At 54.1% G+C, this 16,060-nt stretch carries 14 protein-coding genes and 1 rRNA gene; 9 read left to right on the top strand and 6 right to left on the bottom strand.

Going from position 1 to position 16,060, the window contains the following annotated elements; all coding sequences use genetic code 11:
• Nucleotides 1-12 precede the first annotated feature (12 nt).
• A 5S ribosomal RNA gene (gene rrf, locus NH395_RS03425) occupies nt 13-128 on the top strand.
• A gap of 65 nt (nt 129-193) precedes the next feature.
• Here the strand turns inward: rrf and guaD are convergent.
• Genes guaD through xdhA form a run of 4 tightly spaced genes read right to left on the bottom strand, consistent with a single transcriptional unit; the run spans nt 194 to nt 6,248 of the window.
• On the bottom strand, nt 194-1,516 hold the full coding sequence (gene guaD / locus NH395_RS03420) for a guanine deaminase (protein ID WP_253022399.1): 1,323 nt from the start codon (nt 1,514-1,516) through the stop codon (nt 194-196).
• 1 nt (nt 1,517) lies between these two features.
• A complete protein-coding gene (gene xdhC, locus NH395_RS03415) occupies nt 1,518-2,390 on the bottom strand; it encodes a xanthine dehydrogenase accessory protein XdhC (protein ID WP_253022398.1) in 873 nt (290 codons plus the stop codon).
• Nucleotides 2,387-4,810 carry a xanthine dehydrogenase molybdopterin binding subunit gene (gene xdhB, locus NH395_RS03410; protein ID WP_253022396.1) on the bottom strand — a complete coding sequence of 808 codons (2,424 nt, stop codon included), beginning with the start codon at nt 4,808-4,810 and terminating at the stop codon, nt 2,387-2,389. The genes xdhC and xdhB overlap by 4 nt, the downstream gene beginning before the upstream one ends.
• Complete coding sequence (gene xdhA, locus NH395_RS03405) at nt 4,794-6,248, bottom strand: xanthine dehydrogenase small subunit (RefSeq protein WP_253022394.1); 1,455 nt, start codon at nt 6,246-6,248, stop codon at nt 4,794-4,796. The genes xdhB and xdhA overlap by 17 nt, the downstream gene beginning before the upstream one ends.
• Nucleotides 6,249-6,448: 200 nt before the next feature.
• On the opposite strand from xdhA, the gene NH395_RS03400 reads away from it, so the two are divergent.
• Complete coding sequence (locus tag NH395_RS03400; protein WP_253022393.1) at nt 6,449-7,108, top strand: TetR family transcriptional regulator C-terminal domain-containing protein; 660 nt, start codon at nt 6,449-6,451, stop codon at nt 7,106-7,108.
• Between the two features lie 5 nt (nt 7,109-7,113).
• Complete coding sequence (hrpB, locus tag NH395_RS03395) at nt 7,114-9,504, top strand: ATP-dependent helicase HrpB (protein ID WP_253022392.1); 2,391 nt, start codon at nt 7,114-7,116, stop codon at nt 9,502-9,504.
• A 97-nt stretch (nt 9,505-9,601) separates the two neighbouring features.
• Here hrpB and NH395_RS03390 read toward each other — a convergent pair whose 3' ends face one another.
• Entirely contained in the window at nt 9,602-9,808 is a 207-nt protein-coding gene (locus tag NH395_RS03390) for a hypothetical protein (protein ID WP_366065053.1), read from the bottom strand.
• Between the two features lie 214 nt (nt 9,809-10,022).
• Here NH395_RS03390 and NH395_RS03385 point away from each other — a divergent pair, with 214 nt between their 5' ends.
• The 5 genes from NH395_RS03385 (at nt 10,023) to NH395_RS03365 (ending at nt 14,620) form a co-directional block, all read left to right on the top strand.
• Complete coding sequence (locus NH395_RS03385; RefSeq protein WP_082926004.1) at nt 10,023-10,196, top strand: DUF2970 domain-containing protein; 174 nt, start codon at nt 10,023-10,025, stop codon at nt 10,194-10,196.
• 191 nt (nt 10,197-10,387) lie between these two features.
• A complete protein-coding gene (coxB, locus tag NH395_RS03380) occupies nt 10,388-11,458 on the top strand; it encodes a cytochrome c oxidase subunit II (protein WP_253022438.1) in 1,071 nt (356 codons plus the stop codon).
• Nucleotides 11,459-11,507: 49 nt separating this feature from the next.
• Entirely contained in the window at nt 11,508-13,142 is a 1,635-nt protein-coding gene (gene ctaD / locus NH395_RS03375) for a cytochrome c oxidase subunit I (RefSeq protein WP_253022391.1), read from the top strand.
• Between the two features lie 31 nt (nt 13,143-13,173).
• A complete protein-coding gene (locus tag NH395_RS03370; RefSeq protein WP_253022390.1) occupies nt 13,174-13,758 on the top strand; it encodes a cytochrome c oxidase assembly protein in 585 nt (194 codons plus the stop codon).
• A gap of 1 nt (nt 13,759) precedes the next feature.
• On the top strand, nt 13,760-14,620 hold the full coding sequence (locus NH395_RS03365; protein WP_253022389.1) for a cytochrome c oxidase subunit 3: 861 nt from the start codon (nt 13,760-13,762) through the stop codon (nt 14,618-14,620).
• A 4-nt stretch (nt 14,621-14,624) separates the two neighbouring features.
• Here the strand turns inward: NH395_RS03365 and NH395_RS03360 are convergent, their stop codons facing one another.
• Nucleotides 14,625-14,816, bottom strand: a complete 192-nt coding sequence (locus NH395_RS03360) for a DUF2909 domain-containing protein (RefSeq protein ID WP_066317608.1) — start codon at nt 14,814-14,816, stop codon at nt 14,625-14,627.
• Between NH395_RS03360 and NH395_RS03355 the strand changes: the two genes are divergently transcribed.
• On the top strand, nt 14,815-16,032 hold the full coding sequence (locus tag NH395_RS03355) for an SURF1 family protein (RefSeq protein ID WP_253022388.1): 1,218 nt from the start codon (nt 14,815-14,817) through the stop codon (nt 16,030-16,032). The two genes, NH395_RS03360 and NH395_RS03355, sit on opposite strands and share 2 nt — an antisense overlap.
• Nucleotides 16,033-16,060 lie beyond the last annotated feature (28 nt).

Raw genomic sequence — 16,060 nt, 5'->3', positions numbered from 1 at the left:
CAGCCAGTTACGCCTGACGACCATAGCAAGCGTGAACCACCTGATCCCTTGCCGAACTCAGCAGTGAAACCGCTTCGCGCCGATGGTAGTGTGGGGTCTCCCCATGCGAGAGTAGGTCATCGTCAGGCACCTATTAAGAAAAACCCCAGTTCCAAAAGGAGCTGGGGTTTTTTATTTGCTGCTTCTTTTTCCTTTATTCAGCTATATCCCTACGGTGCTGGCACTGTCCACCCGCCCAGGTTTCATAGATGGCCCGGTCGTCGGCCAGCATCATCAATGCAAACAGCCGCTCGCCAAGTGTGGTGCAGTGGTTGATGCGACGCTTAAGCAGCGGCGTTGCCTGGGGGTCGATCACTACAAAGTCAGCCTCAAGCGTGGGCGCCAATTGACCGATATGGCTATCTAGCGAGAGGGCCTTTGCATTCCCTTTGGTTAAACCATAAAAACCCTGCCAGGCGGTAAGTGGCTGTCCGCGTAGCTGACCCACTTGATAGGCTGCTTTAAGCGTTCCAAAGCCTGATAGGTCAGTGCCTGCGCCGATGTCGCTGGCGTAGGTAAATGCCATGCCGGTTTCATTCGCGGCCTCTCGGTCAAAGAGCCCGCTGCCCAGGAAGAGATTAGAGCTAGGGCAAAAAGCAATATTCGCGCCGCGACCCGCCAACCGTTTACGCATGTCATTATCAAGATGAATGCCGTGAGCAAAGGTGCTGCGAGGGCCAACAAGGCCTGCTTCTTCATATACGGCTAAATAGTCAGGGCTGCCGGGAAACAGTTCTGCCACCCAGTCAAGCTCCCCGCTGTTTTCCGCTAGATGAGTCTGTAACCATAGGCTGGGGTCATTACGCAGAAGAGCGCCTGCCGCATCCATTTGCGTTTTGGTCGACGTAGGCGCAAAGCGAGGGGTAACGCTATACCCCAGCCGCTGCTTGCCGTGCCAGTCTTCAATCAGTCGCTCACTGTCGGCAATACCCGTCGTGCCGTCCAAAAGCCCCTCGGGCGCGTTGCGGTCCATTAATACCTTGCCGACCAGCATACGCAACTGACGTTTTTGACAGGCGGAGAAAAAGGCATCCACGGAGCCGGGATGGCTAGAGCCGAATACCTGAGCAGTGGTTGTACCCGCGCGCAGCATTTCATCCAGAAAAGCATTGGATAGCGCTTCTGCATGGGCATGATTGGCAAAGCGACACTCTTCGGGGAAGGTGTAGTCGTTTAGCCAGTCAAGCAGTTGGCGACCATAGGAGGCCATGATATCCAACTGGACATAGTGAACATGGGTATCGATAAACCCCGGCATGATCAGCTTATCGCGATAGTCCAATACATCACTGTTTTCCGGTAGTGACGGCAGTAATTCGTTGAAATGGCCCACGGCATGAATATGCTGGCCTTTCAGCCAGAGTAAGCCGTCGCCGTAATGCTCAAAGCTGCCCGGCTCGGGCGTATCGCCATCCCCAGGGTCGCGGGCAAAACTAATCAACTCGGCACGAATAAACGTATCGGTAGTAGGATTCATATTAACTCTGGGTCGTCTTCGTATCGTCAACTAAAGCACGTGCAGCGTCAGGCGCAAGGCCACGTGTTTCTGGTAAGGAGGGCGTGTCGGTTAGCCAGAGCAGCTCGGTGACCACGGTCAAGGCAATGGCATAAGGCGTCTTGTTGTTGAGCTTGGTGGCGTGGATGCGTCCGATGGGACTTCGCACACGCTTAATTTTCTCGGCGTCATGGCCTGCTCGCTTTAGACGTCCCTGAAAGCTTGACCATTTACTGTCGCTGCCAATTAGTCCAATAGAAGCGACATCATCGCGCTCAATGAGGCCTGCAATCAGGGCGTAATCCTGATCGTGGCTATGGGTCAGTACGAGCGCATGCGTTTGCGGTGGTAATTCCGAGACTGTCCGCTGGGGATCGCCAAGCGTATGACAGCCAAGACGCGGTTGCTGTTGTAGCTGTTCACTGAATATATCGCTTCGGCTATCGTACCAGTGCAACTGCCAAGGGAGAGGGGCGCTCAAGTTAACGATTTCGCGACCGACATGGCCCGCGCCAAATATAGCGACATGGGCTTCTGCACCGGGAAAGACTTCCAGCAGGATGTTGACGAAGCCGCCGCAGCACTGACCGCTACGCCCACCCAGGGAAAAAGCTTCCAGGTGTAAGCCGTAGCGCTGCTGCTGTAATAAGTTACGTGCAGCGCTGATCGTCTGCCACTCGAAAGTACCTCCACCCAGCGTATCGAAGATAGCATCAATCGTAATCACCATCCGCGCGCCGGGCTCGCGGGGGGTCGAGCCTGCGCTGGTCACCTGAGTGGCCAGTACATGGGGGATGCCATCACGCTGTAAGCGATGTAATGATGCATGCCAGCTTTCTGGAGCGGTTAAGGTCATAACGCTTTCTGCCTGATGGCGTTGGCCGCCAACATGACCCGTTCAGGCGTCGCCGGGGTGTCGAGGTGAGGCGATACCTGATAGCCCGTCAGGCTTGAAAGGGCATCCCTTAGTGCTGACCACACGCAAATCCCCAGCATGAAGGGCGGCTCGCCGACGGCTTTGGAGCGATAAAGGCTCGCCATGGAGTTGGGGTGGCCTTCCAGCAGTTCGACATTGAAAATCGGTGGCAGGTCGCCGAAAGTGGGAATTTTATAAGTCGCTGGCCCGTCGCTGATCAGCATGCCGTTATCATTCCACTTGAGCTCTTCGCTGGTCAGCCAGCCCAATCCCTGTATGAAACCGCCCTCCACCTGGCCCATGTCAATGGCAGGGTTAAGGGAATCGCCCACATCGTGGAGTATATCGACGCGATCCACCTGATATTCCCCCGTCAGTGTATCCACGCTGACTTCGCCAACGGCTGCGCCAAAGGCATAGTAATAGAAAGGTCGCCCCTGGCCGGTGGCGCGGTCGTAGTAAATCAGCGGCGTGGCATAAAAGCCTTTTTCTGAGAGCGAAATACGGTTGAGATAAGCGGTCTGGACGAGTTCCCCCCAGGGGATGCGGCGCTCACTCTCGCCGATACCGGCAATCAGCATACCGTCTTCCAGGCGCATACCTTCACGGTCCAGACCTTCTGAATAGTGCTCCGCGGCAAAGTCGAACAGCCGCTCCCGGAGCTTGCTGGCGGCGTCCCGCGCCGCCATGCCGTTCAGGTCGGCACCGCTAGAGGCGGCAGTGGGCGATGTATTGGGCACCTTGTCGGTACGGGTTGCACTGATGCGGACGCTGTCCAGATCCAACCCCAGTTCTCGAGCGACCACCTGACAGATCTTGGTATGCAGGCCCTGGCCCATTTCCGTCCCGCCATGATTGATCATGATACTGCCATCGGTATACACGTGAAGCAGTGCGCCGGCCTGGTTTAGATGCTGAGCAGTAAATGAGATGCCAAACTTGACCGGTGTGAGGGCAAGGCCCTTTTTGATAATTGGACTTGCTGCATTGAAGGCGGTAATGGCCTCACGACGCGACCAGTAGTCGCTGCTGTGTTCCAGCGTATCCACCAGTGTGTGAAGCAATCGTGTCTGATCAACCCGCTGGCCATAGTGGGTGATGTCGCGCCCCTGGCGGTAGAAATTGCGCTTCCGGATGGTCAGCGGGTCCTCGCCGACCCGACGGGCGATATCATCCATGGCCGCTTCGATAATCATCATTCCCTGCGGCCCACCAAAGCCGCGAAAGGCGGTGTTCGAGGCCGTATGGGTCTTGGCGCGATGCCCCGTCACGCGGGCATTGCCTAGCGAGTAGGCGTTATCGGCATGAAACATGGCGCGATCGACAATGGCGTCAGAGAGGTCGGGCGAGTAGCCACAGTCGCCAATCAAGGTGATCTCGCCACCTTCGATGACGCCTTGATGATCGACCGCCAACTGATAGCGGTTATGGAAAGGATGGCGCTTACCCGTGGCGCGGGTATCCTCGCTGCGTGGCAATCGTAGACGGATTGCCTTGCCCGTTCGGCGGGCAAAAAGCGCAGCCATGCAGGCCCAGGGAGAGGCCTGGGTTTCCTTGCCGCCAAAGCCACCACCCATGCGACGCACTTCAACGGTTACCGCGTGGAAAGGAATGCCGAGCACTTCAGCAACGAGCTTTTGGGTCTCGCTTGGGTGCTGGTTGGAGGTATGGACGATGACGCCTTCATCCTCGCTGGGCAAGACGATGCATGCCTGTCCTTCAAGGTAGAAATGCTCTTGTCCACCAATAAAAAGTTCGCCCTCGATGTGCTGCGATGCTTGTTCCAGAGTTGCCTGCCAGTCACCACGCTCTTGAACATGGGTCGGGCGAACGAACTCTTCACGCTCGGTAGCCGCGACAGGATCAAGGCTGGCGGGGTGTTCATCGATATCCAGCCTGGCAAGTTTCACGGCCCGGCGCGCGGCCTGTAAGGTGGTTGCAGCCACTGCAAAGAGGCACTGGCCTGCATAGCTGATTTCCCGGTCCACGAAGATAGGGTCACCCGGGAACACCGGGCCAATGTCAGTGTGCCCCGGTACGTCATCAAACGTTATAACATCGATCACCCCAGGTGCTTGCCTGACCGCCTCAAGGTCGAGCTTGGTTAACGTGCCATGGGCGACTGGCGATAAGCCCAGCGCAACGTGCAGGGCATCTGCCGGCGTTTTGATATCGTCAATGTAAGCTGCCTTACCCGTGACGTGTTTGTGAGCGCTTTCGTGAAAGCTTGCACTGCCCGCCTGGCGTTGGCTCTGGCTATCGACCGTATGGCGAGCAAGTGGACCGGAGCCTTGAATATGGTCATGCAATTCGCGGCGGGCTCGGCGGCTGTCGGCATCGAGTCTAGTGAGCGTACGCATGGAGCATCACCTCCTGGTTGGGCGCACAAAGCGTCAGGTACAGGCGCTCTAGCAGGTTGCGAGCGGCCTGCTGGCGATAAAGCTGGCTACCCCGCACATCGCTCATGGGGGTGAATTCGTCGTCAAGTGCCTGCTGGGCCGCTTGAAAGCTGGTTTTCGACAATGGCTGGCCTTCCAGTGCTTTCTCGGTCGCAAGGGCTCGTTTAGGGGTTGCGGCCATGCCGCCGAACGCAATGCGCACGTCGAGCATGACACCTGCTTCCAGGCGATAGCAGAAAGCGCCCAACACCGCTGAGATGTCATCTTCCCGACGCTTGGAGAGTTTCCAGACCCTCAGTGTAGCGGTATCAGCCAGTTTGGGAATAAACACCCGGCTGACCACTTCATCTGCAGCCAATGCGGTCTTTTTATAATCGATAAAAAACGTACTCAACGGGATTTGCCGTGACCCGTCAGCGTTTGCCAGTTCCACCCAGGCATCAAGCGCCTGCAGAACCGGGGGCGTATCACCAATGGGAGACGCGTTGGCGATATTGCCGCCAATGGTGCCTGTATTGCGTATTTGCTGGGAGCCGAGGCGGTGTAACAAATGGGCAAAGGCCGGGAAGTGGGGCTCCAACAGTGGTTCAAGCTGGGTGTAGGTGACGCCAGCGCCTACCCACCAGCCTGATTGTCCCTGAAAAGAGGCTTCCTCAATCCGGCGGAGCTCGTCTACTCGGGTAACATCAATCAGTTGATCCAGTTCGACCAGACGCTGAGTGTTTTCCAGCCATAGATCCGTTGCACCGGCGACGAGGCGGGCATTGGGGTAACGGCGGCGCACTCTGGTCAGTTCATCCAGCGTGCTTGGCTGGGCAAACAGCGATGCGTTTTCATCGACCCGATCAGGTTTGGACACTGAGGTCGCTGGTAATGAGGCGTCAAACCATTGAGGGGGCTGCCAGGGCAATGATTGCATGCCCAAGGCTGCATCGCGGATAGGGCGATAGCCGGTACAGCGGCATAAATTGCCACCTAGCACGGCTTCAAGGCGTTCAGGGGTCAAAGGGGTAGGGCGGCGCTGCTGAGTAGTATGTAGCGTAAACAGCGACATGACGATACCCGGCGTGCAAAAGCCGCACTGACTGCCGTGACAGTCAACCATGGCCTGCTGGGCAGGGTGCAACTGATTGCCTTGCGCCAAGCCTTCGACGGTGACCAGGTGCCGACTGTTGAGCTGGTGTGCAGGCGTGATGCAGGCATTGACGCTTTGAAAGCACGATCCAGCATCACTCCGGTTGCGAATGGCGACCGTACAGGCGCCACAATCGCCGGAGGCGCACCCCTCTTTAGTGCCCGTCATCCCCAAATGGTCGCGTAATAGCGTTAAAATGCTCGTGTCCGGTGGCACATCGCATTGCCTGGGGGTGCCATTGAGCAAAAACTCAATCGTCGCCATACCAAACTCCGTTTTCATTGTTTTGACCGATCGGTCAATATCGTTTGAGCTTGAGACAAAATGGACGGTTATGCAAGGCTTCGATTGTTGCCCTGATAAGGTGCGAAGAACCGTATTGTGCGGGGCTTTGGAGCATGTAACGTGAAGCGCCGTTAACTTCCATACTCATCTACCCAGCACCTGATAAAGGAACTCAGTGAATGACGGCTGAAACAGCAGACCAGGATAACGTCGGTCGGGACCGCATCGAATACTGCATTTTGCGCGCGGCTGAACAGGTGTTTTCGCAATATGGTTACCGGGGAGCGAGCCTCCAGGCGATTGCCGATAAAGCCGGTCTGCCCAAAGCGAATATTCTGTATTACATGGGCAGCAAACAGGCGCTCTATGTCCGGTTGCTCAATCGCATGATGAGCCGATGGAATGCGGTGCTTGAGGACATCACGCCAGAAAGTGACCCAGGACGTGTGCTAAGCGAATTCATTCGCACCAAGATAGTGCTTGGTCAGCGTTATCCCGAAGGCTCAAAACTGTTTGCCGCTGAAATTTTAGCCGGGGCGCCTTTTCTAAATAAATATCTGTCTGGCGAACTACGCGAGTGGGTCGCTTCTCGAGCGGCCATCATTCGCCAGTGGTCGAATCAGGGCAAGATGGACGACCTGGACCCGCACTTGCTGATTTTTCTCATTTGGTCCGCGACTCAGCATTACGCTGAATATAGTGCCCAGGTCACCGGGATTCTGGGTAAAGAGGCTCTGGATGAAGCAGACCTCGAATCGATTTGCCAATTTCTTGAGCAGGTGATCATCAAAGGCTGTGGCGTTCAGCGCCACGATGCATCTCTCGCAGCGCCGCGGTGATTAGTATGTCCACGCTACCCATTGAGGCGCATCTAGCCTCCCTGCAAGAAACCCTGGACAGCCATAATCGACTTATTCTGGTGGCCCAGCCTGGCGCGGGGAAGACGACGCGGGTGCCTCTGACGCTTTTGAATAGCCATTGGGCGCAAGGGAAAACGCTCTTGCTGCTTGAACCACGGCGGGTCGCGGCGCGGTTAGCGGCAAGTTTCATGGCCCGGCAACTCAATGAATCGGTTGGCCATACAGTGGGTTATCGGATGCGGGGGGACAGCCAGGTAAGCCGGTATACCCGTCTGGAAGTCGTCACCCAGGGGGTGCTGACCCGTATGCTGCAGGATGATCCGCTGCTTGAGGGGGTTGGCGGCATCATCTTTGATGAGTTCCATGAACGCAGCATCGAGGCGGACCTGGGCCTGGCGCTGGCACTGGATGTACAGCAAAGCATTCGCGACGATTTACGCCTCATTGTGATGTCAGCCACTATCGATGTGTCGGCTTTACAAAAAGTGCTTGGGGAACAGACGCCGGTGATTGAAAGCACCGGGCGCCAGTACCCGGTTGAAACGATCTATTGGCCGGTACCGAGTGATACCGCTCTGGAGACACGTGTCTGTGAGGCTGTCGATGACGCCTTAAATCGATCGGGGTCGCGGGATATTCTGGTGATTCTACCGGGTGTGGCCGAGATAAACCGGCTAGTGAAGAAGCTGGAGGATAGCTCCCTCGATATCGAAGTACGCGCGTTGCATGGTCGCATGCCAGTAGAAGCGCAGCAGGTGGCCCTTCAGCAGGATGCTTCGCGTCCGCGGGTCATCGTGTCGACGGCTATCGCGGAGTCCAGCGTGACGGTGGATGGCGTGAATGTGGTGATCGACTCTGGGTTAGAGCGTGTTCCACTGTTCCAGCCTCGTTTGGGGCTCACGCAACTGACCACCCGGTGGGTGAATAGCGCCAGCGCCGATCAACGGCGCGGTCGCGCGGGTCGGCAAGGCCCCGGGCTATGTTTCCGTCTATGGTCTCAAGAGCAGCCGCTCGTCCCCTTTGGTGAACCGGAAATACAGCAGGCGGATCTCTCCAGGCTGGTGCTTGAACTGGCGTCATGGGGCGTACAGTCCCCTGACGATCTGACTTGGATGACCTTGCCACCCAGCGGCGCCTGGCAAAGCGGGAAAGCGCTACTGACTAAGCTTGGCATCATTGATCGATCGGGTATGTTGACCCCGTTGGGTGAACAATGTGCGCGCTGGCCGGTAGCCCCAAGGCTCGGTGCGATGTTGGTGAAGTCAGTCGATATCAACGCGACGGCGTTGGCCTGTGGGCTGGCCGCGCTCCTTGAAAGCAGGGATCGTATCAACGGCTCGCTTCGTGATGCGCTGGCTCAGCGTTTTTCTCAACCTGCACGGTACCCTCAGTGGCAGCGTGATACCAAGCGGCTGGCACGAATTGCCAAAGCCAATTTTCCGGCTAAGGTTGAAGACGCATCGTTGGGTGCGCTTGTGGCACTGGCGTATCCAGAGCGTATTGGTCAGCGCATCAGCCCAGGTCGCTTCAAACTCGCCAATGGTAAAACGGCCACCTTGCCGGTCAGCCATCCGCTTGCCAACGAGCCTTACCTGGTGGCCGTCAACGTAGAGGGTGCGACCAGCGAAGCGACGATATACGTGGCGGAGCCGCTTTCGCTAGACACCCTTATTAGCCTGTATCCGGCCACCCAGCAGTGGGTCAATCGTGTCTGGTGGTCAGACGCCCAGGGAAGGCTGATCGGCGAAAGGGTGCAGTGTCACGGTGAGCTGGTATTAGCCACTGCTGCACTTGGCAAACTGCCCGAGGAAGACGTCATGGCGGCGTTGCTGAACGCCTTGGAGCAGCGCCCTGACATGATCTTTACGCCACCTGTTCAGCAGTTACAGGGACGTATGGCGATACTGCACGAGTCTTTTGATGGGCGGTGGCCCGATTGGTCGGATAAGGCGTTAATAACAACGCTTGAAACCTGGCTTGCCCCCTACATGGCCGGGGTTACCCGTATGAGCCAGATGGAAAAAATGCCTTTCGATACGTACTTGCTGGCATCACTCACTTGGGATCAGCAATCCCAATTTGAGCGTTTGGCGCCTACCTTGTTGCGTGTGCCAAGTGGCCGACAAATTGCGCTTGATTATGCACCTTGCTTACAAGGTAGACCACCGGTGCTGGCGCTTAAGCTTCAGGAAGCGTTTGGCTGGCAGGAAACGCCAAGGATTGTCGATGGTCGCGTCGCCGTGATGACTCATCTGCTATCACCCGCGGGGCGCCCCCTTCAGATTACCCAGGATCTACGCAGCTTCTGGACGAATGTCTACCCTGAAGTACGTAAAGAAATGCGCGGGCGTTACCCAAAGCATCCTTGGCCGTAAAACCCTCTTTCTGCAGCTGCCACTGGCCGAACGAATAGCCGCAGATAGGGGAAATGTGCTTATTCGGCCTAATGAGCCCCAAGGTCCCGTCGATCCACTATTCAGGTATCTCCCCAGGCTCGCGGTAGCGTACGCCTTGAGCGCGGCGTTCCTCTTCCGTCAGCCTTTCATCCTCTGCTGGTACGCCGAATACGGTCTTCTTTGACCCGTCTTCCCAGGTGTAAGTGGTACAGCCGGAGAGCAATGTCACCAGCAGGCACGAAGCCAGGGCCAGGATGCTTGTTTTCAACAGTTTCATGCTCATCAGTTATCTCCGCAGAACACGTTAAAATCAATATTATCAATCAACTATAGAAGTCAGCAGCGGAATAGTAAATGAGCAAGTGAAGAATGACCCAAAAGCGTTGAATAGTTTTCAGGGTAACATGTCGAGCGTGAACTATCGTTTAAAAAACCCTATTACAACAGAATAGAAAGCCGTCGGAAGCAACATCGCGGCAAGCGGCAACGAGGTGAGTATGTGGTCGGTGATCAAATCGGTGCTCGCAGCGCTCATCGGTGTTCAAAATGACCGTCAAAGGCGCGAAGACTTCAGTTCCAAACATCCAGCCGCGTTTATTATTACTTTTATTATCATTACCTTAGCCTTTGTCGTGGCGCTCTGGGGGCTTGCCACTGTCGTTGCGGGATAAGCAAGCCAGCTTTATTTTTTACAAATCACGTGAACATTGGCGGGTGTTTTCTATACTGCAGTCAATAACGTTATATGGGCATTCGTCTGTTACCTATATCCATTCGGGTTGTTGGTTTCAGCCACAACAAAAAAAACAAGGGGGCTTCAATGCGCTTATGGTGGCGACCATCAGTGTTCAGTGCGGGCGTGATGAGCAGCAGTGTCTGCTTTGCTCAATCGTGGAACATGCCGCTCGGGGTAACCAATGTAAGCCGCGATATCTACGGTCTGCACATGACCATTTTCTGGATATGCGTCGTCATTGGCGTGGTGGTTTTTGGTGCTATGTTCTACTCGCTTTTTCGCTATCGTCATTCACGAGGCGCAAAAGCTGCCGACTTTCATGAGAACACCAAGGTCGAGATTCTCTGGACGGTAATTCCTGTGCTTATCCTTGTCGGCATGGCGGTGCCGGCGACGGCTACGTTAAAGAATATGTACGACGCTTCAGATGCCGAATTGGACGTTATGGTAACGGGGCAGCAATGGCGCTGGCGCTATGAATATCTGGGTGAAGATGTTGCGTTCACTTCCAACCTCAGTACACCGCGTGCCCAAGTCGGCGGCGAGGAAGTTCGCGGAGAGAATTATCTCCTGGAAGTTGATGAGCCCCTCGTGCTGCCGATCAATCGTAAAATCCGTTTTTTAATGACGTCAGATGACGTTATACATTCCTGGTGGGTGCCCGATCTCGCCGTCAAGCAAGATACGATTCCTGGATTTGTCAACGAAAACTGGGTCAGGATCAATGAGCCAGGCATATATCGCGGCCAGTGCGCAGAGCTTTGTGGCATTGACCATGGATTCATGCCGGTCGTGGTGCAGGCCATGGAAGAAGAGGCCTTCGATGACTGGCTGACGGAACGTAAAAAAGCGGCTGATCAAGAAGCGCAGGGGGTTGGGCGTGAATGGGCAATGGAAGAATTAATGGACAGAGGAGAGTCTGTCTATGAATCCATTTGTGCATCATGTCACCAACCAGATGGACAGGGTTCTCCCCCGGCATTTCCAGCACTCGCGGGGAATCAGCAGTTGATTGATGATCTCGACTGGCACTTGGACAAAGTCATCAATGGCGTTTCGGGTGCCGCAATGCCTGCGTTCCGCAATACGCTTAATCCGGTTGAAATTGCCGCGGTCGTTACCTATACGCGAAACGCCTGGGGGAACGATACCCAGGAGCAGGTGCAGCCCGCGCGCGTTGCCGAACAAACAGAATGATCGATAGGCACTGCAGGTTACAGCGAAAAGAATAAATTTGGAGACAGATATGGCACCCAGGATACCTTTGCAGTCTACGCTACAGCACAGCGATGCGGTCGCGACAGCGGGTGGGGCTGCCGATCATCCGGCGCAACCGACGGGATGGCGTCGTTGGGTCTTGACAACCAACCATAAAGAGATCGGCACGCTTTATTTGATTTTTTCCTTATCCATGTTTTTTATTGGAGGCATCTTTGCGCTCGTTGTGCGTGCCGAGTTATTCCAGCCTGGATTACAGTTGGTCGAACCAGAGTTTTTTAACCAGATGACCACCATGCACGGCCTGATCATGGTGTTTGCAGCTGTCATGCCTGCTTTTACTGGGCTTGCCAACTGGATGATACCGTTACAGATCGGCGCACCCGATATGGCGCTGCCGCGTTTGAACAACTTTAGCTTCTGGCTGCTTCCCGTTGCGTTCACGCTGCTGCTTTCTACGTTGCTGATGCCGGGTGGCGGTCCTAACTTTGGCTGGACATTCTATGCACCCCTATCGACCGCCTATGCGCCAGCATCAACGACCTTCTTTATCCTTGCGCTGCACATTGCGGGTATCAGCTCCATTTTGGGGGCGATCAATATCATCGCTACCATTTTAAATATGCGCGCCCCGGGCATGCGGTTAATGGACATGCCTCTTTTCGTATGGACGTGGTTAATCACTGCCTTTTTGCTAATTGCCGTCATGCCGGTTCTGGCTGGTGTCATTACCATGATGCTGATGGATATCAACTTTGGCACCAGCTTCTTTGATGCAGGGGGTGGCGGAGACCCGGTGCTTTTTCAACACCTTTTCTGGTTTTTTGGCCACCCTGAAGTTTACATCATGATCTTGCCAGCCTTTGGCATCGTGTCGGCCATTATCCCGACGTTCGCTCGAAAGCCTCTTTTTGGCTACGCCTCGATGGTTTATGCCACGGCGGCGATTGCCCTATTGTCTTTTCTGGTATGGGCGCATCATATGTTTGTGGTGGGGCTGCCATTAGTGGCTGAATTATTTTTCATGTACTCGACGATGCTGATTGCCGTACCTACGGGCGTTAAAGTCTTTAATTGGGTGACGACACTTTTTCGTGGTTCGATAAGTTTTGAGTCTCCCATGCTGTTTGCGCTTGCATTTGTGGTGCTGTTTACCATCGGTGGCTTTTCAGGCCTGATGCTTGCAATTGCGCCAGCGGATTTTCAGTATCATGACACTTATTTTGTTGTCGCCCATTTTCATTATGTACTGGTACCAGGCGCCATCTTTGCCATCATGGCGGGTGTTTATTACTGGTTGCCCAAGTGGACAGGGCATTATCCAAACGAAACGCTAGCAAAGTGGCATTTCTGGTTTTCCGTCATTGGCGTTAATTTGACTTTTTTTCCAATGCATTTTGCTGGTTTAGCTGGTATGCCAAGAAGGATACCTGACTATGCCCTTCAATTTGCCGATTTTAATCTAGTATCCAGCATAGGGGCCTTCTTTTTTGGCACGTCGCAATTGCTTTTCGTGCTGGTGATTATTTTATGTGTAAGGGGCGGTAAACCGGCTCCCGCCAAGGCGTGGGAAGGCGCAGTGGATTTAGAGTGGACGGTACCCAGTCCTGCTCCTCTACATACGTTCGAGACACCCCCCGTGTTTCGACAAGTAGAAAAATAGGTTATCCATATTTAGTCATCTGGAGTGAAATATGCGCTCACACCAAACGGAAGGCGTCAGGAAAACAGTCACCAAGACGATTGTCGCCTTGATTGGTATGTTTGCATTTGCGTTTGCATTAGTGCCTCTTTACGACGTTTTTTGTGAAGTAACGGGTATTAATGGAAAGGTGAGTACCTCCGCGCAACAGGTTTTGGGCAATGATGTTAACCGTGATCGCTATGTGACGGTTCAGTTCGTCACCCGGACAAGTGCCGGGCTTCCGTGGCAACTTGGTGTGGAAACCCGCCAAGTCCAGGTACATCCCGGTCAGATGACGGAGGTGGACTTTACATTCTCCAACCGTAGCCAGTCGGCCGGTTGGGGACGGGCAGTTCCCAGCGTTAGTCCATCCGTTGCCTCCGCTCATGTGCGAAAGGTGAGTTGCTTTTGCTTTCAGGAACAGCGGCTTGATGCCAACGAGAACCTTACCATCCCGCTTGTTTTTCAACTGGACAATACGCTGCCAGAAGATATAGCGACCGTGACATTGGTATATACGCTGTATCCCTTGGAGGAAAGCAACGACCGCCCGACAGTGGCACAATATATGAATAACAAAAACGGGGGGATTTAACATGAGTGGCGGAAGTTATTATGTTCCAGCCAAAAGCTATTGGCCGATCCTAGGTTCTTTGGCAACAGGTTTTATGATGGCGGGTTTGGGTGCACAGCTTGTTTATGGCACTACAAGCTTACTGATTGCAATAGGTGTCGTCTCCGTTATAGCGGTCATGACATTCTGGTTTCGTGATGTGATCAATGAGTCTCACTTGGGCCTATATGATAGCCAGATGGATCGCTCTTTCCGTTGGGGAATGGGCTGGTTCATTTTTTCCGAAGTGATGTTTTTCGCCGCGTTTTTCGGTGCGCTTTTTTACGTTCGCATGTTTGCTATACCCTGGTTGGGCGGTGAGGGGGCAAAAGGTGTTTCGGCGCTTTTATGGCCGAACTTTATTGCCGAATGGCCTTTGTTGAGCCCTCCGGATGCCTCGGTTTCAGGGCCTGACAATGTCTTCAGTCCTTGGCAACTGCCGTTAGTGAATACGTTGCTGTTGGTCACTTCCAGTATCACATTGACAATTTCTCATGAAGCACTCAAGGCAGAAAAGCGTCGCTTATGCAGAAACTGGCTGGCTGGAACGGTCATACTTGGCTGCTGTTTTATTTTTATTCAAGGCGTCGAGTATTATGAAGCTTACCAGCACTATGGTATTACGCTGGAAGCCGGTATTTTTGGGTCTACGTTCTTTATTTTAACGGGTTTTCACGGCGTTCATGTCATTATTGGTACCTTGATTCTTATGGTGATGCTGGCGCGTATCATACGCGGTCATTTTTCGGATACCGAGCACTTTGGTTTCGAGGCATCCTGCTGGTACTGGCACTTTGTTGATGTCGTATGGTTAGGGCTGTTTATATTCGTTTATGTCGTTTGAGTCTTCAGGTGAGTTGGCCGCTCCCGAACCCATAGACAATGAGCAATAAGAGCAGAGCAGCAAAGCCTATCCGCCATTTTAGAGATGTAAGCAGTCGCTTGGAAGAAGAGCCATCGCGTAACAGGTAACCCGCGCCTACCGCCAGGCTGATCAACATAGCGAAAAAAACAATGATAATGAGTGATTTAAGTAGCATGAAAAAGTACTCCTCATGTCGCTGGCGTCTATATGGCTGGTATGCATTCTGGTTGTCGTTGGTGCTGCTGGGCGGCTTTCTTGGCGCATGGCAGTGGGACAGAGCCAACGATAAACAAGCGGCGGCTTCAGCTCGAGACAAGGCGCCTGCATTGGTTGACCCGCAAACGTTACCTACCGAAGGGGCCGAGCTTACGCTTAATGGTGAGTATATATCCGAACATACCTTTTTTTTAGATAACCGAATTGTCGAGGGGCGTTTGGGAGTTGCCGTTTTAACCCCGTTTAAAGATAGATTCGGGCAGTACTGGTTGATTCAGCGTGGTTTTGTTGAAACCGGCACCAGCCGTGACTCACCGAGTATAACGACGCCCCAGAAACAAGTCTCTATAACCGGGCAATGGCAGCAAGCAAGGGATGATGGCTTGTTATTTGGCCCCAACCTGGAAAAAGAACGCCTTCAACAAATCAGCCTTACGCCTTGGCAGGGAGTGCTACCTGACTTTCGTTACCAGGGGTGGGTGCATGCGCAGACCGGCGATGGCGTTTTTTCAGAATGGTGGCAAGCCAATGTGATGCCTGCGAGTCGGCACATTGCCTATGCATTTCAGTGGTGGGGGCTTGCGCTGGTAGCACTGATCACGATGTGGGTTGGCAGGCGTTATCTTTACTCGACCCAAAAGCATCAGGAGGGGGATATGATGACAGCCATTAAACCAGTCAATCGTCAGCGGATTAAATTGCTCTTGATCTTCATTATTTTTTCCGCGCCTATTATCACCGCCTGGGGAATGGTTGAGTGGCGTATTGGCGTTCCTGAGCAGATAACGGCTCACGGTTCACCTGCTGATCAACTCCCATTGCTTGAGCATTGGCCGCTTGAAACGGTTTCAAAGGCTGGCGTTGGCGAAGATCACTGGACATTAGCGTTTGATTGCTCTGTTCAGTGTGCTGAACGTCGAGACATCCTGTGGCGAATGCATCGCGCTCTGGGTCGTGACGCTCATCGGTTGGCGCGATTGAATATCGGCGGAGGAGGTCAGGCATTGCCTGGTGAGCAACTGGCGCGTTGGGAGGAGTCTCCCTCATGGCGAAAAGCGAATAGCGTGTGGCTGATTGATCCCCAGGGGCGACCTGCGTTGTCATTTCCTGCGTCTGTACCGGTGGCAGATATACTCGACGACACGCAACATTTATTCAAAGTCAACGCCATGTAGCCTAGAGCAAGCGCTTTGCCGTGGGAGG

This window comes from Halomonas sp. Mc5H-6, assembly GCF_024124705.1.
GTDB classification, from domain to species: domain Bacteria; phylum Pseudomonadota; class Gammaproteobacteria; order Pseudomonadales; family Halomonadaceae; genus Vreelandella; species Vreelandella subterranea.
This window is presented reverse-complemented; position numbering and strand designations above follow the sequence as displayed.

Excerpts from the sequence above, each read along its gene's own strand:
- NH395_RS03365 (WP_253022389.1), top strand. The coding sequence starts at position 13,760 with ATGAGTGGCGGAAGTTATTATGTTCCAGCCAAAAGCTATTGGCCGATC.
- ctaD (WP_253022391.1), top strand. The coding sequence starts at position 11,508 with ATGGCACCCAGGATACCTTTGCAGTCTACGCTACAGCACAGCGATGCG.
- NH395_RS03355 (WP_253022388.1), top strand. The coding sequence starts at position 14,815 with ATGAAAAAGTACTCCTCATGTCGCTGGCGTCTATATGGCTGGTATGCA.
- xdhA (WP_253022394.1), bottom strand. The coding sequence starts at position 6,248 with ATGGCGACGATTGAGTTTTTGCTCAATGGCACCCCCAGGCAATGCGAT.
- NH395_RS03385 (WP_082926004.1), top strand. The coding sequence starts at position 10,023 with ATGTGGTCGGTGATCAAATCGGTGCTCGCAGCGCTCATCGGTGTTCAA.
- coxB (WP_253022438.1), top strand. The coding sequence starts at position 10,388 with ATGAGCAGCAGTGTCTGCTTTGCTCAATCGTGGAACATGCCGCTCGGG.
- NH395_RS03400 (WP_253022393.1), top strand. The coding sequence starts at position 6,449 with ATGACGGCTGAAACAGCAGACCAGGATAACGTCGGTCGGGACCGCATC.
- xdhC (WP_253022398.1), bottom strand. The coding sequence starts at position 2,390 with ATGACCTTAACCGCTCCAGAAAGCTGGCATGCATCATTACATCGCTTA.
- xdhB (WP_253022396.1), bottom strand. The coding sequence starts at position 4,810 with ATGCGTACGCTCACTAGACTCGATGCCGACAGCCGCCGAGCCCGCCGC.
- hrpB (WP_253022392.1), top strand. The coding sequence starts at position 7,114 with ATGTCCACGCTACCCATTGAGGCGCATCTAGCCTCCCTGCAAGAAACC.
- guaD (WP_253022399.1), bottom strand. The coding sequence starts at position 1,516 with ATGAATCCTACTACCGATACGTTTATTCGTGCCGAGTTGATTAGTTTT.
- NH395_RS03370 (WP_253022390.1), top strand. The coding sequence starts at position 13,174 with ATGCGCTCACACCAAACGGAAGGCGTCAGGAAAACAGTCACCAAGACG.
- NH395_RS03360 (WP_066317608.1), bottom strand. The coding sequence starts at position 14,816 with ATGCTACTTAAATCACTCATTATCATTGTTTTTTTCGCTATGTTGATC.
- NH395_RS03390 (WP_366065053.1), bottom strand. The coding sequence starts at position 9,808 with ATGAGCATGAAACTGTTGAAAACAAGCATCCTGGCCCTGGCTTCGTGC.